Origin of the sequence: Sulfuricaulis sp., from assembly GCF_049587675.1 — a bacterium.
Taxonomy (GTDB): Bacteria; Pseudomonadota; Gammaproteobacteria; order Acidiferrobacterales; family Sulfurifustaceae; genus Sulfuricaulis.
Map to the genome: position 1 here is coordinate 1 of NZ_JBAVEJ010000298.1, position 14,613 is coordinate 14,613.

A 14,613-nucleotide genomic window follows, 5' to 3' on the forward strand; every position below is an offset into this window, starting at 1 on the left:
CCGTGATTCACAACAAGGGCTGGCGTTTGAATTCCTGCAGGATCCTGTTGCCGTTACTGAATTCACCGATGTCGCCGCCGGTCACAGTGTGCTCACCGGACACCACAGCGGGCTCATCACCATCAACATTGCCGAGGCCGATCCGGGCGCGCGCGAGGTTATGCGCGAGAGAATGGGCGAGCAGTACCGCACGCTGCTCGGCCATTTCCGCCATGAAATCGCTCATTACTACTGGGATAGTCTCATTCGTGATACGGAGTGGTATGCGCCGTTTCGGGAATTGTTTGGTGATGAACGATCCGACTACCAACTGGCCCTGAACCGTTACTACAGCGAGGGGCCGACGCCCGACTGGAAAAAGTCTTTCGTCAGCGCCTACGCCAGCGCGCATCCCTGGGAAGACTGGGCCGAGACCTGGGCGCATTACCTGCACATGGTGGACACGCTCGAGACCGCGCATGACTACGGCTTTACCATCGGCGGGCGAACCCTGCGTACGCCGGTGGCGGCGAATGATGCCGTGAAGCAGCGGACCGCGCCGGTCGGGTTCGAGGATTTGCTCAGCGACTGGGCGCAGCTGACCCTGGCACTCAATTCGCTCAATCGCAGCATGGGCCTGGAAGATGCCTACCCGTTCGCGCTGACGGAAAGCGCTTCGAAGAAGCTTCGTTTCGTGCACCGCCGGGTGTTGGCGGTGACCACCTAGGTACTGGGGGATTCCCAGTCGAAGCGGGGAAGCTGGTTAAAAGCGCGCCGCAGCCCCTCGTTCCAGCTTTTCTGCATGGTGCTGAAAAACGGCGTGCCGTAGTCGAAGCTCAGGCGGCGATTCAGGGACAGAATGTTGTGCTGGTATATCGCCAGTTCGACCGGTGGGCCGACCGAGATGTTGGCGCGCATGGTGGAATCGATCGAAACCAGCGCGCAGCGCGCCGCATCCTCCAGGCTGGTTTCCGGGCGGATGATCCGGTCAAGGATTGGCTTGCCGTACTTGGTCTCGCCGATCTGCAGGTAGGGGGTTTCCGGCGAGGCGGTGATGTAGTTGCCCTGCGGGTAAATCATGTAGACATTGGGGTCACGGCCGTGGATCTGCCCTCCGAGGATGAAGCTCGCCTCGACGCTGACGCCGTTTTCCTTCAGTACCGGGCCATGCTCGTTTTGAATGCGTTGGCTGAGATGGCCCACGTAGTGCGCGGCGTCGAAGAGATAATGAAACGAGTTGAGATTCTGCTGCGCCGAAGGATCGTCGAGGTCGCGCTGAATAGCGTTGACGACCGCCTGACTGGTGGCGAGGTTGCCGGAGGTGATGAGCACGATCAACCGGTCACCCGGAGCGCCGAACACGTGCATCTTGCTGTAGGTGGAAACGTAATCCACGCCGGCGTTGGTACGCGAGTCAGACGCGAACACCAGGCCATTGTTGACCTTGATGGCGAGACAGTACGTCATGGTGGTTCAGTTCTCCGTTGGCCGTGACATTGCCACGTCGCAGTGCAAACATTCATGCGGCGCACCAAATTGGTGACCGAAATTGCTCAGGGCGGCGAGTCGTTGTGGCAATACTGCTATGTTACTATCACTTTAGCCGCTTGGCATCGACTTTGCTTTGCGTCAAGGCATGATTGTGAATTGTTCTGAGAGACTCCCGTCATGGCGATCCGTTGGGGGGCTTACCGGGCCAAAGGCCTCTATGATGAGTTGATACGCGCCGCCGGCAAACCGAGGCCGGCCGCCGCACGCCTGTGCGATTACATGAAGTCGCTCACGGACGCCGAGATCGAGGAGCGCAAGCAGGCGGCCGAGGCGGCTATCCGTGTCATGGGCGTGACCTTCCGGGTCTATTCTGAGGAGGGCGGTTCCATCGACCGCGCTTGGCCGTTCGATATCATTCCGCGCATCATCGCGGCCAGCGAATGGCGGCGCATCGAGGCGGGGCTGAAGCAGCGTGTCCATGCCCTCAATCTATTCATTAACGACCTTTACCACGATCAGCGTATTGTGAATGACGGGGCGTTCCCCCGGGAAGTCCTGGCGTCGTCGAAAAACTTCCGGCCTCAATGCGTCGGCGTAAATCCGCCACGCGGCGTGTGGGCGCACATCTGTGGTTCGGATCTGGTGCGCGACAGGGACGGGACGGTGTACGTTCTGGAAGATAACCTGCGCGTCCCCTCGGGGGTGTCATACATGCTCGAGAACCGCCTGGTTCAGAAGCGCGTATTCCCGGAGCTTTTCGAGCAATACAGCATCGACCCGGTGGATGATTATCCGTCGCAGCTTTACGACATGCTCTGCTCGATTGCACCGCGCCCGGGCAACAAACCCGAAGTGGTGGTTTTGACGCCGGGCATCTACAACTCCGCCTATTTCGAACATTCCTACCTGGCGCAGCAGATGGGCGTCGAACTCGTCGAGGGGCGCGACCTCGTGGTGGGAGACGACGATGCCGTGTACATGCGCACCATCGGGGGGCTGACGCGCGTCGATGTGATTTACCGCCGCATCGACGACCTGTTTCTCGACCCGGAGGCGTTCAATCCCGAATCGCAGCTCGGCGTGCGCGGCCTGTTGCGCGCCTGGAAAAGCGGAAATGTCGCGCTCGCCAATGCCCCTGGCGCCGGGGTCGCGGATGATAAGGTGGTGTATGCCTTCGTGCCGAAGGTTATCAAGTATTACCTCGGCGAAGAGGCGATTTTGCCAAACGTGCCGACCTATCTGTGCATGGATGAAAAAGAACGCGAATTCGTGGTCGCCAATCTCGACAAGCTCGTGGTCAAGCCGGCGAATGAATCGGGAGGTTACGGCATGCTGATCGGGCCGCACGCCACCCAGAAGGAGCGGGATGAATTCGTGCGCCTGATCCGCCGTGACCCGCGCAATTACATCGCCCAGCCGCTCATCAGCCTCTCGACTACGCCGACGCTGGTTGACACACGCGCCGAACCGCGCCACATCGACCTACGGCCATTCATTCTTTCCGGCGAGTCGGTGTACGTGACGACCGGCGGCCTGACGCGCGTCGCGCTCCGCAAGGGATCGACCGTGGTGAATTCCTCGCAAGGCGGCGGCAGCAAGGACACATGGATCGTCGAGGACGACTCGTCATGATGCTCTCGCGCGTGGCCGAGAATCTTTACTGGATGGCGCGCTACCTGGAGCGCGCCGAAAACAGCGCGCGCCTGATCAACGTCAACACTAATCTGCTGCTCGATCTGCCCAAACGCGTGCAGCCCGGATGGGCGCCGCTGATCGAGATTTCCGGAAACCTTTCAGCCTTTCGTGAGCAGTATGCCGACACCGACGAGCGCAGCGTGGTGAAATATCTCATCGGCGACACGAATCATCCCGGCTCGATCCTGAGTTCGCTCGGGTCTGCCCGCGAGAATGCGCGCACCGTGCGCGATTTCATCCCGCGCGAGACCTGGGAGCAGGTCAACGAACTGTATCTGTACGCCAAGGGAAATCTGGCAAGCGGTCTCGGGCATCGCCGCCGTTATGAATACCTGCGCGGCATCATACTGGGTGTGCAGCAGATCACGGGGCTGCTCGCCGGGACCATGACCCACGATGAAGGCTACGACATGCTTCGCATGGGCCGGAACCTGGAGCGCGCCGACATGACCATCCGCATCATCGATGTGCGCACCGTCAATCTGTTGCCGGAGATGAGCAAGGAACTTACCCCGTTCGAGAACATCCAGTGGATGAGCGTGCTGAAATCCCTTTCCGCCTACCAGATGTACCGGCGCGCCATGCAGGTTCGCGTGAGCCGTCCGGACGTGCTGCGGTTCCTGTTCAAGGAGCGGCTGTTTCCGCGGGCCTTCTATCACACCGTCAGCGAGGTCGAATTCTGTCTCCGGCACCTTCCGCGCCGGGAACTGCCGCTGCGCTGCGTGTCGGATCTCAAAGAGCGGGTGACCGCGGCCCATCCGGAGAATTTCGATCAGGCCGAGTTGCACGAATTCATCGACACACTCGAAATCGGACTCATCGACCTGAATCGCGCCATCAGCGATACTTATTTCCTTGCTAATATTTCATCGGCGTAAACCATGTCATGGCGTATACGACTGACGGTCTTGATGCTGCTTCTGCTGCACGCGATGCCGGTTTTCGCGGTGCAGGGGATTGAGCGCATGCCCGGTCGACTCGCCTCCTGTCCGGATTCTCCCAACTGCGTATCAAGTGACGCGGCCGAACCGTCGCATCACGTGCCCCCATTCGCGATCATCGTTCCTGCGAAGGAGGCATGGTTACTGGTCAGGGAGGCGGTGAATGATATTCCCCGGACAACGATAACGGAGGTAACGGACAACTATCTGCACGCCGAGTGCCGGAGCATGGTATTCCGGTTTGTGGATGACCTGGAGCTCGAGTTGCGCCCTGGCGAAGGAATTATCGCTGTCCGTTCGGCTTCGAGAACCGGATACTCGGACTTCGGTGTCAATCGGAGCAGGGTGGAGCGTTTGAGGTCCGTTTTGCAGTCCCGCAGGCTGGTCAAATAACGGATCCACATCATGCGAATGCGGCCGATATTCAATCGTCCAGCAATTCGAAATACATCAGAAGCGATCGCTGTAAGAACAGGTCGTTGTCGTCGCTGACGAGGAAGAAGCGGTTGCCGCGATGTCGCGCCAGACCCTCGAAGTTGTCGATCTGCTGACCCTTGCCGCTGTCGAGCGCCACGGCCGTTTCAACTGGCACGGCTTCCGTGAGCGAACCGTCGGGTGACAATGTCGCTATTTTCAGGAATACCTCGAGGCGGCCGAGGATGCCACTGAAATTGCTTTCCAGCACCATGACCCGGTTGTTTCCCAGACACTCCAGCGCGGAGATTCGATTGCCTGCCGGCAACGGATAGATCCAGGATCTGCCGTCGAGGCTGAAGATGTGTGTGTACCCCGGGTGCTCTGCCTTGAGCGGGGCCTCGGGCACGGTCAATATTCCTAGCCTGGAATCGACACACACGGATTCCAGCATTTTGTTGGAGTCTTGATACATCCTGGCGCCATTGAGGGGCGCGGGCAGGGGAGATTCTTCAGTGGCGTAGCCATCGGGACTGTAACGCACGATGCGCGGAAAGCGCTCGAAGCTGATGATCAGTTCCGCATCGCCCTTGTGACCATTGTGTCCTTTCAGGATATCCAGACCCTCGGAATCGGCGTGCGTTCCTTTGAACGGTTTTTTGTTTCCGGCTTCGCGCAGATGGAATGCCTTAAGAATCTTCAGGCCCGTCAGCACGCCGTTTTCGAATACCGGTTGCAGATGGAACAGAAAGCCCTTGTCGGAGATGGCATACAGGATACCGTCGTCATCGTCCCAGGCGAGGCCGGAAAGCTGCGAAAAGCGCATCCCGTCCACCGTCGGATTCGGCAACTGCAGCATGCCGAGGAAACGGATGTGACCTATTCGGTCGCCAATTTTGATTGTTTCAGATAGCGCGACGGACCGGGTTTCCAGCTCGGTCGGCGTGTCAGCATACCCGCCGGCCGATATCGCAAGCATGGCGACCGCGATGAGTCCCGTTTTGAGGAAATGCCTCTCCATGGAGAAATTCTAGACGGAAAAAATCGTCAGGAACGGATGTGGACAATGGAGCGCTGCGATACTTGTTTCAGTAGTAGCGCTGAGATGTGGCGTACAAAAAAACCCATCCCGCCCGTGGCGGGATGGGGTGGTCATGGCCGTCTCAGTTGACCGTGATCTTGGCCTTGGCCTTGATGTCTTTCAGCAGGTTATTGATCTTGTCATCCTGCATCTTGCGGTAGATGTTGGCGCGCGCGTGCTGATCCGCCATGAACTGTTCGAAAGTCGGGATCTTGAGCGGACGGGTATCCTCGACCTTGATGATGTGCCAGCCGAAGTCTGATTTCACCGGTTCGGTCGATATCGTGCCCTTGTTCATCTTTATGAGGGCGTTGAAGAATTCGGGGACGACCATTCCCTGATTGATCCAGCCGAGTTCGCCGCCGTTCTTGCCGCTCTGCGTGTCGATGGATTTGTCCTTGGCGAGTTTGTCGAACTTTGCACCTTTTTGTAGTTGCGCGATGATGTCCTTGGCCTCGCTTTCCTCCTTCACGAGGATGTGGCGCACTTTGTATTCAGTTTTGTGCGTGTTCTCCACTTCCTGCTCAAAACGTTTCTTGACGTCGTCTTCGGAGATCGGATTTTCCCGCAGCAGATTGCGTTTAACGGCCTGCGCCAGGATTTCCTCGCGCACGCGCTTCATGAGCGAACTGACTTCGGGGTCCTGATCGATCTTGTTGCTCACGGCGTATTGCGCGAGCAGCATCTTGTCGATCATCTCATCGAGCACGATCTTCTTTTCCTTGTCCTTGTCCGCGATCGGACCGACCTGCTGCTGGCGAATCTGCAAATAGCCCTGATAGTCCGTCTCCATAATGTTGTCGCCGTTGACGGTGGCGATGACCTTGGCGGCCGGCTTGGCCTCTTCCTGCTTGGCCTGGTCGGCGGGTTTTTTGTCGCAGCCGGCGGCGAGCAGGCCCGCCGCGGCCAGTAACACGATGAGGGATGTGCGTAGGGTTGACATGGATTTTCCTTGGTGACGGTTGTGGTTTGACTGACGGATCCGCTCAGAGCTCGTCCGGTGTGAAAGCCTGAATGCTGAGCGCATGAATTTCCTTTTTCATCATGTCGCCCAACGCCTGGTAAATCATCTGATGCCGCTGCACGGGGCTCTTGTCTTGAAACGTCGGCGAGACGATGGTGACGGCGAAATGCCCGCCGCCGCTTTTCGCGCCTTCGTGCCCGGCGTGCAGGCGGCTGTCGTCGCGTACTTCAATTTTCTGGGGTGTGAAGGCTTCGCGCAAGCGGTTTTCGATCAGCGTTACACGTTCCATCTTATGGTAACACCTTGCGAAACGGTTTGACGTTGACATTGGCATAAACGCCTGCTTCGACATACGGATCGGACTTGGCCCAGGTCTGCGCGTCCTCGAGCGAATCGAACTCGGCGATGATCAGACTGCCGGTGAACCCGGCGGGGCCGGGGTCATTGCTGTCCACGGCCGGGTAGGGGCCGGCGAGCAGCAGGCGACCTTCGTCCTGAAGTTGCTGCAAGCGCGCCACATGTGCTGCGCGCACGGACAGCCGGCGTTCGAGGCTGTCTTCGGTATCGGTGCCGTTAATGACGTACCACATCATTTATTTTCCCGTCCTGTCGGCGACCGATTCACCGTCTTCCGGTTTATGTTGCATGTGCCTGGCCATGAAGAAGGCCTGTCCCACGACGAAGAGCAGTGTCAACCCCAGCAGTCCGAAGACCTTGAAGTTGACCCAGATGCTGCGTCGCGTGTCGGCGTCGAGATCGAGGCCGTAGAAAAACGCCACGTAAATATTCACCGCGCCGAGTACCGCGAAGAAAATTCCCCAGCTCAGATTGAGACGTTTCCATACCGGCGTCGGCAAAGCGACCTGCGCCGACATCATGCGCTCGATGATGGTTTTTTTTCCGAACCACTGGCTGGCGAGCAAGAGCGCCGCGAGTATCCAATAGACCAGCGTGGGCTTCCACTTGATGAAGGTTTCATCGTGCAACGCCAGCGTCAGGCCGCCGAAGACGGCAATGACGCCGAGCGTGATCAGGTGCATGGTCTCGAAGCGGCGGTGCTTGAGCCAGAAGAGTCCGGTTTGCAGGAATGACGCGGCGATCGCCACAGCGGTGGCGACATAGATGTCGTAGAACTTGAAGGCCGCGAAGAACAGCAGCAGCGGGAACAGATCGTAAAGGAATTTCATCGTACAGACAGTGGCAAAAGGGCGGCTATTTTCGCATTCCGCCACAAAAGCGGCAAGGACGTCTTGGAGGCCGGAAAGCTCTGATTAAGTCCGTTCGCTCTGGGCTTGTCGAAGGGCGAATGGCCAATTTAATCAGGGTTTCGCTAGTGCATCCGGGTCCGTGTCCAACGGTCGAAAAAGCGTCCCATGACCTGCCGCACCGGTTGAGGGTAGTTAAGCGCCTCCATCTGCTGCATGCCTTCGGCAAAGAATGCGGCGGCATCTTCCGGCAGATAACGCACCAGGTCCTCGAAAACCTTTTCCATGAGTTCCGGGTTGTGCGTGCGCGTCGCGACAATGCCGCGGTTCAGGTGCAGGACGCGCCACGGCCGGCCGGGGTTGGTTTTTTCCAGATCCTCTTTGATGAGGCTGGCACTGGCCTGAATCACGCGGCCCATGAAATGGGTTATCGGTTCGAGCGACGCCGGGTCATGCATGCGGTTGGAAAAATTGGCGAGCGCATTGACCACTGGATCGAGAGCGCGAATCTGGCCGTCGTGGCGCATGATCCAGTCGGCCGCCGCCAGTATCACGATTTCAAGATCCGTCCGCGGCACGGGCATGTTGAGTTGACCTGCCCAAGCGATGAGATCGGTGAGCAGCGTTACACCGTAATCGCCAAGCTGGGTCGCGTCTTCCTTGGCGATCGGCCCGACTTCGCCTTCCTCCCGATCGATACGCGTGATAATAGCCAGAAACTGTTCGATGGCCTCCGCCAATTGTCCCGGCGTGACCTGATTGGTGTTGGCCGGGCGCCGTGTTTCATAGGTGTCAATAATATCCCTCGCCGCGTGTTCAAAACGCAGCGTCGCTTCGGCAAGGCTGGGTGGCAGGGTAGTGGTCATCGGTTGTCCTGTAACCCTAAAGTATAACGCGTTTATTCATGATATCCTGCTTGCGACATGAGCAATACCAATACACCCTCTGCTGATTCTCCCTCGCGGTGTTTCGATCTGCACACACACAGTCTGCAATCGGACGGAACCCTCACGCCGGCGGAACTCGTGACGCGGGCCCAGGCAGCCGGCGTGGACGTGTTGGCGCTGACCGACCATGACGTGACCGATGGTATCGCCGAGGCGCGGGCCACGGCGGCTTCGCTGGACATGAGATTGATTGCGGGCGTTGAAATTTCCGTCACGTGGCAGGGCCTGACGGTTCATATCGTGGGTCTTAATATCGATATCGCGGGCCACGCCTTGCAGCAGGGTCTTTCGCGCCTGCGCGAGTTCCGCCAATGGCGCGCGGTGGAAATCGGCCGCCGGTTGCAGAAAAAAAGAATCGAAGGCGCATACGAAGGCGCACGGCGTCTGGCGAAAGGGACTATCGTTTCGCGCACGCATTTCGCGCGTTTTCTCGTCGAACAGGGTTATGTCCGCGGCATGCAGCAGGCTTTCAAGCAGTTTCTGGGGAGCGGAAAGCCCGGCCACGTGCCCGGCCAATGGGCGACGCTCGACGAGGCGGTGGGTTGGATTCGTTCCGCGGGCGGCCAGGCGGTGGTGGCCCATCCGGCGCGCTACAAACTGAGCGCCGGCAAAGTGCTGCGCTTATTCGGCGATTTCCGCGAATGCGGCGGTGAGGCGATCGAAGTGATTTCCGGCAGTCATACGCCCGAGGCCAATCGGCATTTTGCGCGCGTTGCCGCCGAACAGGATTTTCTCGCCTCGGCCGGTTCCGATTACCATGGACCGGAGAAGACGTGGATGGATCTCGGCAGACTGCCGGCTTTGCCGGAAGACTGTGTTCCCGTCTGGCGGGACTGGAAAATGGCCGGACCGGTCACGAGCCAGGCCGTGGCAGGAAGCTTGTCCTAGGGCGACATGGCGCAATATTTTCAAATTCATCCGACGCATCCGCAGCCGCGACTGATCAAACGGGCGGTGGACATCGTACGCGCGGGCGGGGTGATCGCGTACCCCACCGATTCGAGCTATGCCCTCGGTTGCCATATCGGCGATAAAGAGGCCATGGAACGCATCCGCCGTATTCGCCGCGTGGATGATAATCACAATTTCACGCTGGTGTGCCGCGACCTTTCCGAAGTGGCGCAGTACGCGCGTGTGAGCAACGCCGACTACCGTCTGCTCAAGGCCAACACGCCCGGGCCGTATACTTTCATACTGCCGGCCACACGCGAGGTACCGCGCCGCTTGCAGCATCCCAGGCGCAAAACCATCGGGTTGCGCGTACCAGACCATGTCATTGCCCAAGCCTTGTTAACCGAACTGAATGAACCACTGATGAGCTCCACCCTGATGATGCCGGGAGATGATCAGCCTCTGAGCGATCCTGAGGAGATCCGCCACCGGCTTGAGCACGATGTGGATCTGGTGGTGGACGGGGGGTTTTGTGGCCTGGAGCCGACGACCGTGGTCGAGCTCGAAGCCGGCCAAGCCACGCTCACGCGTCAGGGAAAGGGCGACGCTGCGCGCTTTACGGTTTGAATATCTCCTGAAAATCAACTGGATAAAGACAAATTTCACGTTTTTATGTTGCCTGTGCCCCTGATATACTCCGCGGCCAATGCCTGACCTAAGCCTCCCCCAGATAGTTGCCGTAATATTCCTGCCTTTGCTGTTTGCCATCACGGTCCACGAGGTCGCGCATGGGTGGATGGCCAAGCAATTTGGCGACCCTACGGCACAGCGACTGGGTCGCCTGACGCTTAACCCCCTGAAACACATCGATCCGATTGGTACCCTGCTGATACCGAGCCTCTTGCTACTGATGCATGCCCCTTTTCTATTTGGCTGGGCAAAGCCAGTGCCGGTTACCTGGGAAAATCTGCGTCACCCCAAACGCGACATGGCGATCGTGGCAGCGGCCGGTCCCGGAGCAAATCTGGTGATGGCATTGTTCTGGGCAATTATTGCGATTGCTGGCGTGCATCTCGGGACATTTTCATGGGCTGGCATGCCTATGCAGTACATGGGAATATATGGTATAGAAATCAATGTTATATTGATGGTTCTTAATCTAATTCCTCTACCTCCGCTTGATGGCGGGAGGGTTGCTGTGGGACTTCTACCGGGCCCTTTGGCTTGGCAGTTGGCCCGAATTGAGCCTTTCGGTTTTTTTATTCTATTGGCGCTTCTCGCGACCGGGGCCCTGAGTGTCATTATCGGTCCGCCAATAAACGGAATTGAGCATCTGATTATGAAGCTGGTGGGGCTGGGATGAGCACCGTCCTTCCTGGACAGCCGATGCGGGTCCTCTCAGGCATGCGCCCCACCGGCCAGCTGCACCTAGGGCATTATCACGGGGTGCTGAAAAACTGGGTACAACTCCAGTCCCAGTATGAATGTTTCTTTTTCGTGGCCGACTGGCATGCCCTGACCACGCATTACGAAGACCCGCATATCATCGAGGAAAACGTATGGGACATGGTAGTGGACTGGTTGGCGGCCGGGGTGGACCCGAATAATGCCACCCTGTTTATCCAGTCCCGCATACCGGCACACGCCGAACTCCATGTCCTGCTATCGATGATCACACCCTTATCTTGGCTGGAGCGCGTGCCGTCGTACAAGGATCAGCAGCTCCAGTTGGGAGATCGGGATCTTTCGACCTACGGTTTTCTGGGTTACCCCCTGCTGCAAAGTGCCGATATCCTTGTTTATCGTGCGGGTATGGTGCCAGTGGGTGAAGATCAGGTGGCTCATGTGGAGCTCACGCGCGAGGTCGCACGTCGCTTCAATCACCTCTATGGGCGGGAGCCGGGTTACGAACAGCTGGCCGAAGAAGCCATCAAGAAAATGGGCAAGAAAAACGCCAAGCTCTATCGCGAGCTGCGTACGGCCTATATGGAGCAAGGTGACCGTGAGGCCTTGGAGACGGCGCGTGCGCTGCTCGAGCGGCAGAAGAACATCGCCTTGGGTGACAAGGAAAGGCTGTTCGGGTTTCTGGAAGGCGGAGGCAAGATCATTCTCCCCGAACCCCAGGCTATGCTGACCCACGCGCCCAAGATGCCGGGGCTCGACGGCCGCAAGATGTCCAAGTCTTATGACAATGTCATCAGCCTGCGCGATCAGCCGGCGGATGTGGAAAAGAAGCTTCGAACCATGCCCACCGACCCGGCGCGCGTGCATCGTACCGACCCGGGAAATCCGGACAAATGCCCGGTGTGGGATTTTCATCTCGTCTACTCGGACCAGGAAAAGAAGGACTGGGTGCAAAACGGCTGCCGTTCGGCGAAAATTGGCTGCCTTGAATGCAAACAGCCCATCATTGATGCCGTGCTGGCGGAACTGAAACCGATGCAGGAACGCGCTGCGGAATTTTCGCGCGACCCGCTGGCAGTGAAGAGCATCATCGCCGACGGCACCAAGCGTGCGCAGGAGGCGGCGGAAGCCACCTTGGCTGAAGTCCGCGCCGCCATTGGACTGGGATACAACGGATGAGCACACCGACCGACACGGAATCACCACTTGCCGTTACGCTTGCCGTCATCCGTGGCGAGACGCTCACCAAGCTGCCGGAAGATTTGTACATCCCGCCGGACGCGCTGGAGGTGTTCCTCGAAACATTCTCGGGCCCGCTCGATTTGTTGCTGTATCTCATCCGCAAGCAGAACCTAGATATCCTGGATATTCCCATCGCCGAAGTGACGCGCCAGTACATGGGCTACGTCGAGCTGATGCAGACGGTGAAACTGGAGCTTGCCGCAGAGTACCTGGTCATGGCCGCGATGCTGGCGGAAATAAAATCGCGCATGCTCCTGCCGCGGCCGGCCAGTGAGGGAGGCGAGGAGGCCGACCCGCGCGCCGAACTGATACGCCGGCTTCAGGAATACGAACGTTACCGCACCGCCGCCGAATCCCTGGACCAGATGCCGCGGGTGGGGCGAGAGGTGCATCTGGTGGTCATCGAAAACGATCACCCGCCCGTCAAGCGTATCGAGCCGAATGTCAGCTTGTTCGATCTTCTGGACGCTTTCAAAGAGGTGCTTGTGCGTGCCGAACTTTATCGGCATCATCGTGTTCAGCTGGAACCATTATCGGTACGCGAACGCATGACCCGGATACTGGCGAGAATCAATAGTGAGACGTTTGTGAGTTTCGAGGAAATGTTCGACCTGAACGAGGGTCGACGCGGTCTGGTGGTGACCTTCATGGCGATTCTCGAACTGCTGAAGGAATCGCTGGTGGTTGTCGTCCAGCAGGAACCCTTTGCACCTATTCATCTCAAGGCGGCGGCCTGATGAGCGAGCCCAACGCAGAACTGAAGAATATCATCGAGGCGGCGCTGCTGGTGGCGGGCCAGCCGCTGACCATCGACAAGATGCTGGCGATGTTTCCGTCCGAATCGCCGCCGACGCGCGAGGAAATCCGCGATGCCATCAGCCAGCTGGAAGAGGAATACGCCGAGCGCGTGGTTGAGCTGAAGCAGATCGATCGTGCCTGGCGGATTCAGACCCGCGATAAATACGCCCCCTGGATCACCCGGCTGGCCGAAGAACGTCCCGCGCGCTATTCACGCGCGTTGCTCGAGACTCTGGCCATCATCGCTTACCGCCAGCCGGTGACGCGCGGCGATATCGAGGATGTCCGCGGCGTGTCCGTGAGCACCGACATCATCAAGACGCTGCTGGGTCGCGAGTGGATACACCAGGTGGGCATACGCAATGTTCCGGGGCGTCCCGCGCTTTACGGCACCACGCGCGAGTTCCTCGAGCATTTCAACCTGAAAAGCCTGGAAGAGTTGCCGCCGCTTTCGGCGCTGCGCGACCTGGACGTCATCAGCAATGAATTGAATCTGCGTCTGGACCTGGAACCGGGCGCGGAGACATCGTCTCCCGCTGCCATGTCCGCTCCTGACGGGGAATCGCAAGATGGGGCGCAAGACGTGCCTGAGCCGGAGACCTTGATCGAGGTCCGCTCGGCCGAGCGTGAGTGACCGGGGCGTCCCCGCCGGGGAAAAGCTGCAAAAGGTTCTGGCGCGCGCCGGCTGGGGTTCACGACGGCAGATCGAGCGCTGGATCGAAGAAGGCCGCATCACCGTGGACGGTAAGCCCGCCACGCGCGGCGCGCGAGTCACGCCGGATCAAACCCTCAATGTCGACGGACGAAAGGTCCCGACGCATGCCTTCCAGGCCAAGCCGCGTATCCTGATTTACCACAAGCCGGTGGGTGAGGTTTGCACGCGTTCCGATCCCCAGGGCCGGCCGACGGTCTTCGAAAAACTTCCCAAGCTGCGTGGCGCGCGCTGGATCAACATTGGTCGCCTCGATTTCAACACTTCCGGCTTGCTGCTGTTCACAACGGATGGCGAACTGGCCAATCGACTGTTGCATCCGTCGCACGAGATCGAGCGCGAATATGCGGTGCGCGTTCTCGGCAAGGTGAGCGACGAAATGCTCGCGCGATTGAAAGAAGGCGTGATGCTGGAAGACGGTCCGGCGCATTTTGTTTCCATCGTCGATGCCGGCGGCGCCGGCGCGAATCACTGGTACCACGTTGTATTGAAGGAAGGACGCAACCGCGAGGTGCGCCGGTTGTGGGAGGCCGTGGGCATCAAGGTGAGCCGGCTGATGCGTATTCGCTTTGGCCCCGTCCAGCTCCCGTCGCATTTCCACACCGGACGCACGATCGAGATGGATGATGAATCCGCCGCGGCCTTGTATGATTTTGTCGGCTTGAAATTGCCGACGCCTCCAAAACAAAACCCGTCCAGACCGCTCAAGCCGCGCAGCAAGGACCGTCCACAGCGTGGACCCGGCATCTCACGGGCACATCAGGGCGCGCGGCGCAAACGAACGGTGCGCCGGCCTTAAAAAATCCTTTTTCTTCATTTCAAGATAGACTGGGTTGGCATCACGTCTGG

At 58.9% G+C, this 14,613-nt stretch carries 18 protein-coding genes; 11 read left to right on the plus strand and 7 right to left on the minus strand.

Annotated features, from left to right (window positions below):
• Positions 1-706, plus strand: a 706-nt coding sequence (locus tag WB402_RS15035; protein ID WP_424209280.1) for a putative zinc-binding metallopeptidase, incomplete at its 5' end; no start/stop codon positions are given.
• On the opposite strand, the gene WB402_RS15040 is transcribed toward WB402_RS15035, so the two are convergent.
• Positions 703-1,446, minus strand: coding sequence for a peptidase (locus tag WB402_RS15040; protein ID WP_424209282.1), 744 nt, complete (start codon positions 1,444-1,446; stop codon positions 703-705). The two genes, WB402_RS15035 and WB402_RS15040, sit on opposite strands and share 4 nt — an antisense overlap.
• Before the next feature lie 201 nt (positions 1,447-1,647).
• Here WB402_RS15040 and WB402_RS15045 point away from each other — a divergent pair, with 201 nt between their 5' ends.
• The 3 genes from WB402_RS15045 to WB402_RS15055 all read left to right on the plus strand — a co-directional run bounded on the left by WB402_RS15045 (position 1,648) and on the right by WB402_RS15055 (position 4,499).
• Positions 1,648-3,102: a circularly permuted type 2 ATP-grasp protein gene (locus tag WB402_RS15045; RefSeq protein ID WP_424209284.1), complete on the plus strand. Its 1,455-nt coding sequence runs from the start codon at positions 1,648-1,650 to the stop codon at positions 3,100-3,102.
• Positions 3,099-4,043: an alpha-E domain-containing protein gene (locus tag WB402_RS15050; protein WP_424209286.1), complete on the plus strand. Its 945-nt coding sequence runs from the start codon at positions 3,099-3,101 to the stop codon at positions 4,041-4,043. Before WB402_RS15045 ends, WB402_RS15050 begins: the two co-directional genes overlap by 4 nt.
• Before the next feature lie 87 nt (positions 4,044-4,130).
• Positions 4,131-4,499 carry a DUF1499 domain-containing protein gene (locus WB402_RS15055; RefSeq protein ID WP_424209377.1) on the plus strand — a complete coding sequence of 123 codons (369 nt, stop codon included), beginning with the start codon at positions 4,131-4,133 and terminating at the stop codon, positions 4,497-4,499.
• A 31-nt stretch (positions 4,500-4,530) separates the two neighbouring features.
• Here WB402_RS15055 and WB402_RS15060 read toward each other — a convergent pair whose 3' ends face one another.
• The 6 genes from WB402_RS15060 to WB402_RS15085 all read right to left on the minus strand — a co-directional run bounded on the left by WB402_RS15060 (position 4,531) and on the right by WB402_RS15085 (position 8,636).
• Positions 4,531-5,541 carry an esterase-like activity of phytase family protein gene (locus tag WB402_RS15060; RefSeq protein WP_424209288.1) on the minus strand — a complete coding sequence of 337 codons (1,011 nt, stop codon included), beginning with the start codon at positions 5,539-5,541 and terminating at the stop codon, positions 4,531-4,533.
• 142 nt (positions 5,542-5,683) lie between these two features.
• Positions 5,684-6,544 (minus strand): peptidylprolyl isomerase, encoded by an 861-nt coding sequence (locus WB402_RS15065; RefSeq protein ID WP_424209290.1) that lies wholly within the window; start codon positions 6,542-6,544, stop codon positions 5,684-5,686.
• A 43-nt stretch (positions 6,545-6,587) separates the two neighbouring features.
• The gene (locus tag WB402_RS15070; protein ID WP_424209292.1) at positions 6,588-6,854 is read right to left on the minus strand and encodes a BolA family protein; all 267 of its coding nucleotides are present in this window, start codon (positions 6,852-6,854) and stop codon (positions 6,588-6,590) included.
• Between the two features lies 1 nt (position 6,855).
• Complete coding sequence (locus tag WB402_RS15075) at positions 6,856-7,155, minus strand: YciI family protein (protein WP_424209379.1); 300 nt, start codon at positions 7,153-7,155, stop codon at positions 6,856-6,858.
• A gap of 3 nt (positions 7,156-7,158) precedes the next feature.
• Positions 7,159-7,752 (minus strand): septation protein A, encoded by a 594-nt coding sequence (locus tag WB402_RS15080; protein WP_424209294.1) that lies wholly within the window; start codon positions 7,750-7,752, stop codon positions 7,159-7,161.
• A 143-nt stretch (positions 7,753-7,895) separates the two neighbouring features.
• A complete protein-coding gene (locus WB402_RS15085; RefSeq protein ID WP_424209296.1) occupies positions 7,896-8,636 on the minus strand; it encodes a hypothetical protein in 741 nt (246 codons plus the stop codon).
• 57 nt (positions 8,637-8,693) lie between these two features.
• Here WB402_RS15085 and WB402_RS15090 point away from each other — a divergent pair, with 57 nt between their 5' ends.
• From WB402_RS15090 to rluB, 7 genes are all read left to right on the plus strand, one after another.
• On the plus strand, positions 8,694-9,605 hold the full coding sequence (locus WB402_RS15090; RefSeq protein ID WP_424209298.1) for a PHP domain-containing protein: 912 nt from the start codon (positions 8,694-8,696) through the stop codon (positions 9,603-9,605).
• Between the two features lie 6 nt (positions 9,606-9,611).
• Positions 9,612-10,235, plus strand: coding sequence for an L-threonylcarbamoyladenylate synthase (locus WB402_RS15095; protein ID WP_424209300.1), 624 nt, complete (start codon positions 9,612-9,614; stop codon positions 10,233-10,235).
• A 79-nt stretch (positions 10,236-10,314) separates the two neighbouring features.
• Positions 10,315-10,971, plus strand: coding sequence for a site-2 protease family protein (locus WB402_RS15100; RefSeq protein ID WP_424209302.1), 657 nt, complete (start codon positions 10,315-10,317; stop codon positions 10,969-10,971).
• Positions 10,968-12,191, plus strand: coding sequence for a tryptophan--tRNA ligase (locus WB402_RS15105; RefSeq protein ID WP_424209304.1), 1,224 nt, complete (start codon positions 10,968-10,970; stop codon positions 12,189-12,191). Before WB402_RS15100 ends, WB402_RS15105 begins: the two co-directional genes overlap by 4 nt.
• Positions 12,188-12,991: a segregation and condensation protein A gene (locus WB402_RS15110; RefSeq protein ID WP_424209306.1), complete on the plus strand. Its 804-nt coding sequence runs from the start codon at positions 12,188-12,190 to the stop codon at positions 12,989-12,991. The genes WB402_RS15105 and WB402_RS15110 overlap by 4 nt, the downstream gene beginning before the upstream one ends.
• Positions 12,991-13,686, plus strand: coding sequence for an SMC-Scp complex subunit ScpB (gene scpB, locus WB402_RS15115; protein ID WP_424209307.1), 696 nt, complete (start codon positions 12,991-12,993; stop codon positions 13,684-13,686). Before WB402_RS15110 ends, scpB begins: the two co-directional genes overlap by 1 nt.
• Positions 13,679-14,563: a 23S rRNA pseudouridine(2605) synthase RluB gene (gene rluB / locus WB402_RS15120; RefSeq protein ID WP_424209309.1), complete on the plus strand. Its 885-nt coding sequence runs from the start codon at positions 13,679-13,681 to the stop codon at positions 14,561-14,563. Before scpB ends, rluB begins: the two co-directional genes overlap by 8 nt.
• Positions 14,564-14,613: the final 50 nt, after the last annotated feature.

Excerpts from the sequence above, each read along its gene's own strand:
- WB402_RS15105 (WP_424209304.1), top strand. The coding sequence starts at position 10,968 with ATGAGCACCGTCCTTCCTGGACAGCCGATGCGGGTCCTCTCAGGCATG.
- WB402_RS15040 (WP_424209282.1), bottom strand. The coding sequence starts at position 1,446 with ATGACGTACTGTCTCGCCATCAAGGTCAACAATGGCCTGGTGTTCGCG.
- WB402_RS15065 (WP_424209290.1), bottom strand. The coding sequence starts at position 6,544 with ATGTCAACCCTACGCACATCCCTCATCGTGTTACTGGCCGCGGCGGGC.
- WB402_RS15060 (WP_424209288.1), bottom strand. The coding sequence starts at position 5,541 with ATGGAGAGGCATTTCCTCAAAACGGGACTCATCGCGGTCGCCATGCTT.
- WB402_RS15080 (WP_424209294.1), bottom strand. The coding sequence starts at position 7,752 with ATGAAATTCCTTTACGATCTGTTCCCGCTGCTGCTGTTCTTCGCGGCC.
- WB402_RS15090 (WP_424209298.1), top strand. The coding sequence starts at position 8,694 with ATGAGCAATACCAATACACCCTCTGCTGATTCTCCCTCGCGGTGTTTC.
- WB402_RS15075 (WP_424209379.1), bottom strand. The coding sequence starts at position 7,155 with ATGTGGTACGTCATTAACGGCACCGATACCGAAGACAGCCTCGAACGC.
- WB402_RS15045 (WP_424209284.1), top strand. The coding sequence starts at position 1,648 with ATGGCGATCCGTTGGGGGGCTTACCGGGCCAAAGGCCTCTATGATGAG.
- scpB (WP_424209307.1), top strand. The coding sequence starts at position 12,991 with ATGAGCGAGCCCAACGCAGAACTGAAGAATATCATCGAGGCGGCGCTG.
- WB402_RS15100 (WP_424209302.1), top strand. The coding sequence starts at position 10,315 with ATGCCTGACCTAAGCCTCCCCCAGATAGTTGCCGTAATATTCCTGCCT.
- WB402_RS15050 (WP_424209286.1), top strand. The coding sequence starts at position 3,099 with ATGATGCTCTCGCGCGTGGCCGAGAATCTTTACTGGATGGCGCGCTAC.
- WB402_RS15095 (WP_424209300.1), top strand. The coding sequence starts at position 9,612 with ATGGCGCAATATTTTCAAATTCATCCGACGCATCCGCAGCCGCGACTG.
- WB402_RS15070 (WP_424209292.1), bottom strand. The coding sequence starts at position 6,854 with ATGGAACGTGTAACGCTGATCGAAAACCGCTTGCGCGAAGCCTTCACA.
- WB402_RS15055 (WP_424209377.1), top strand. The coding sequence starts at position 4,131 with ATGCCCGGTCGACTCGCCTCCTGTCCGGATTCTCCCAACTGCGTATCA.
- WB402_RS15085 (WP_424209296.1), bottom strand. The coding sequence starts at position 8,636 with ATGACCACTACCCTGCCACCCAGCCTTGCCGAAGCGACGCTGCGTTTT.
- WB402_RS15110 (WP_424209306.1), top strand. The coding sequence starts at position 12,188 with ATGAGCACACCGACCGACACGGAATCACCACTTGCCGTTACGCTTGCC.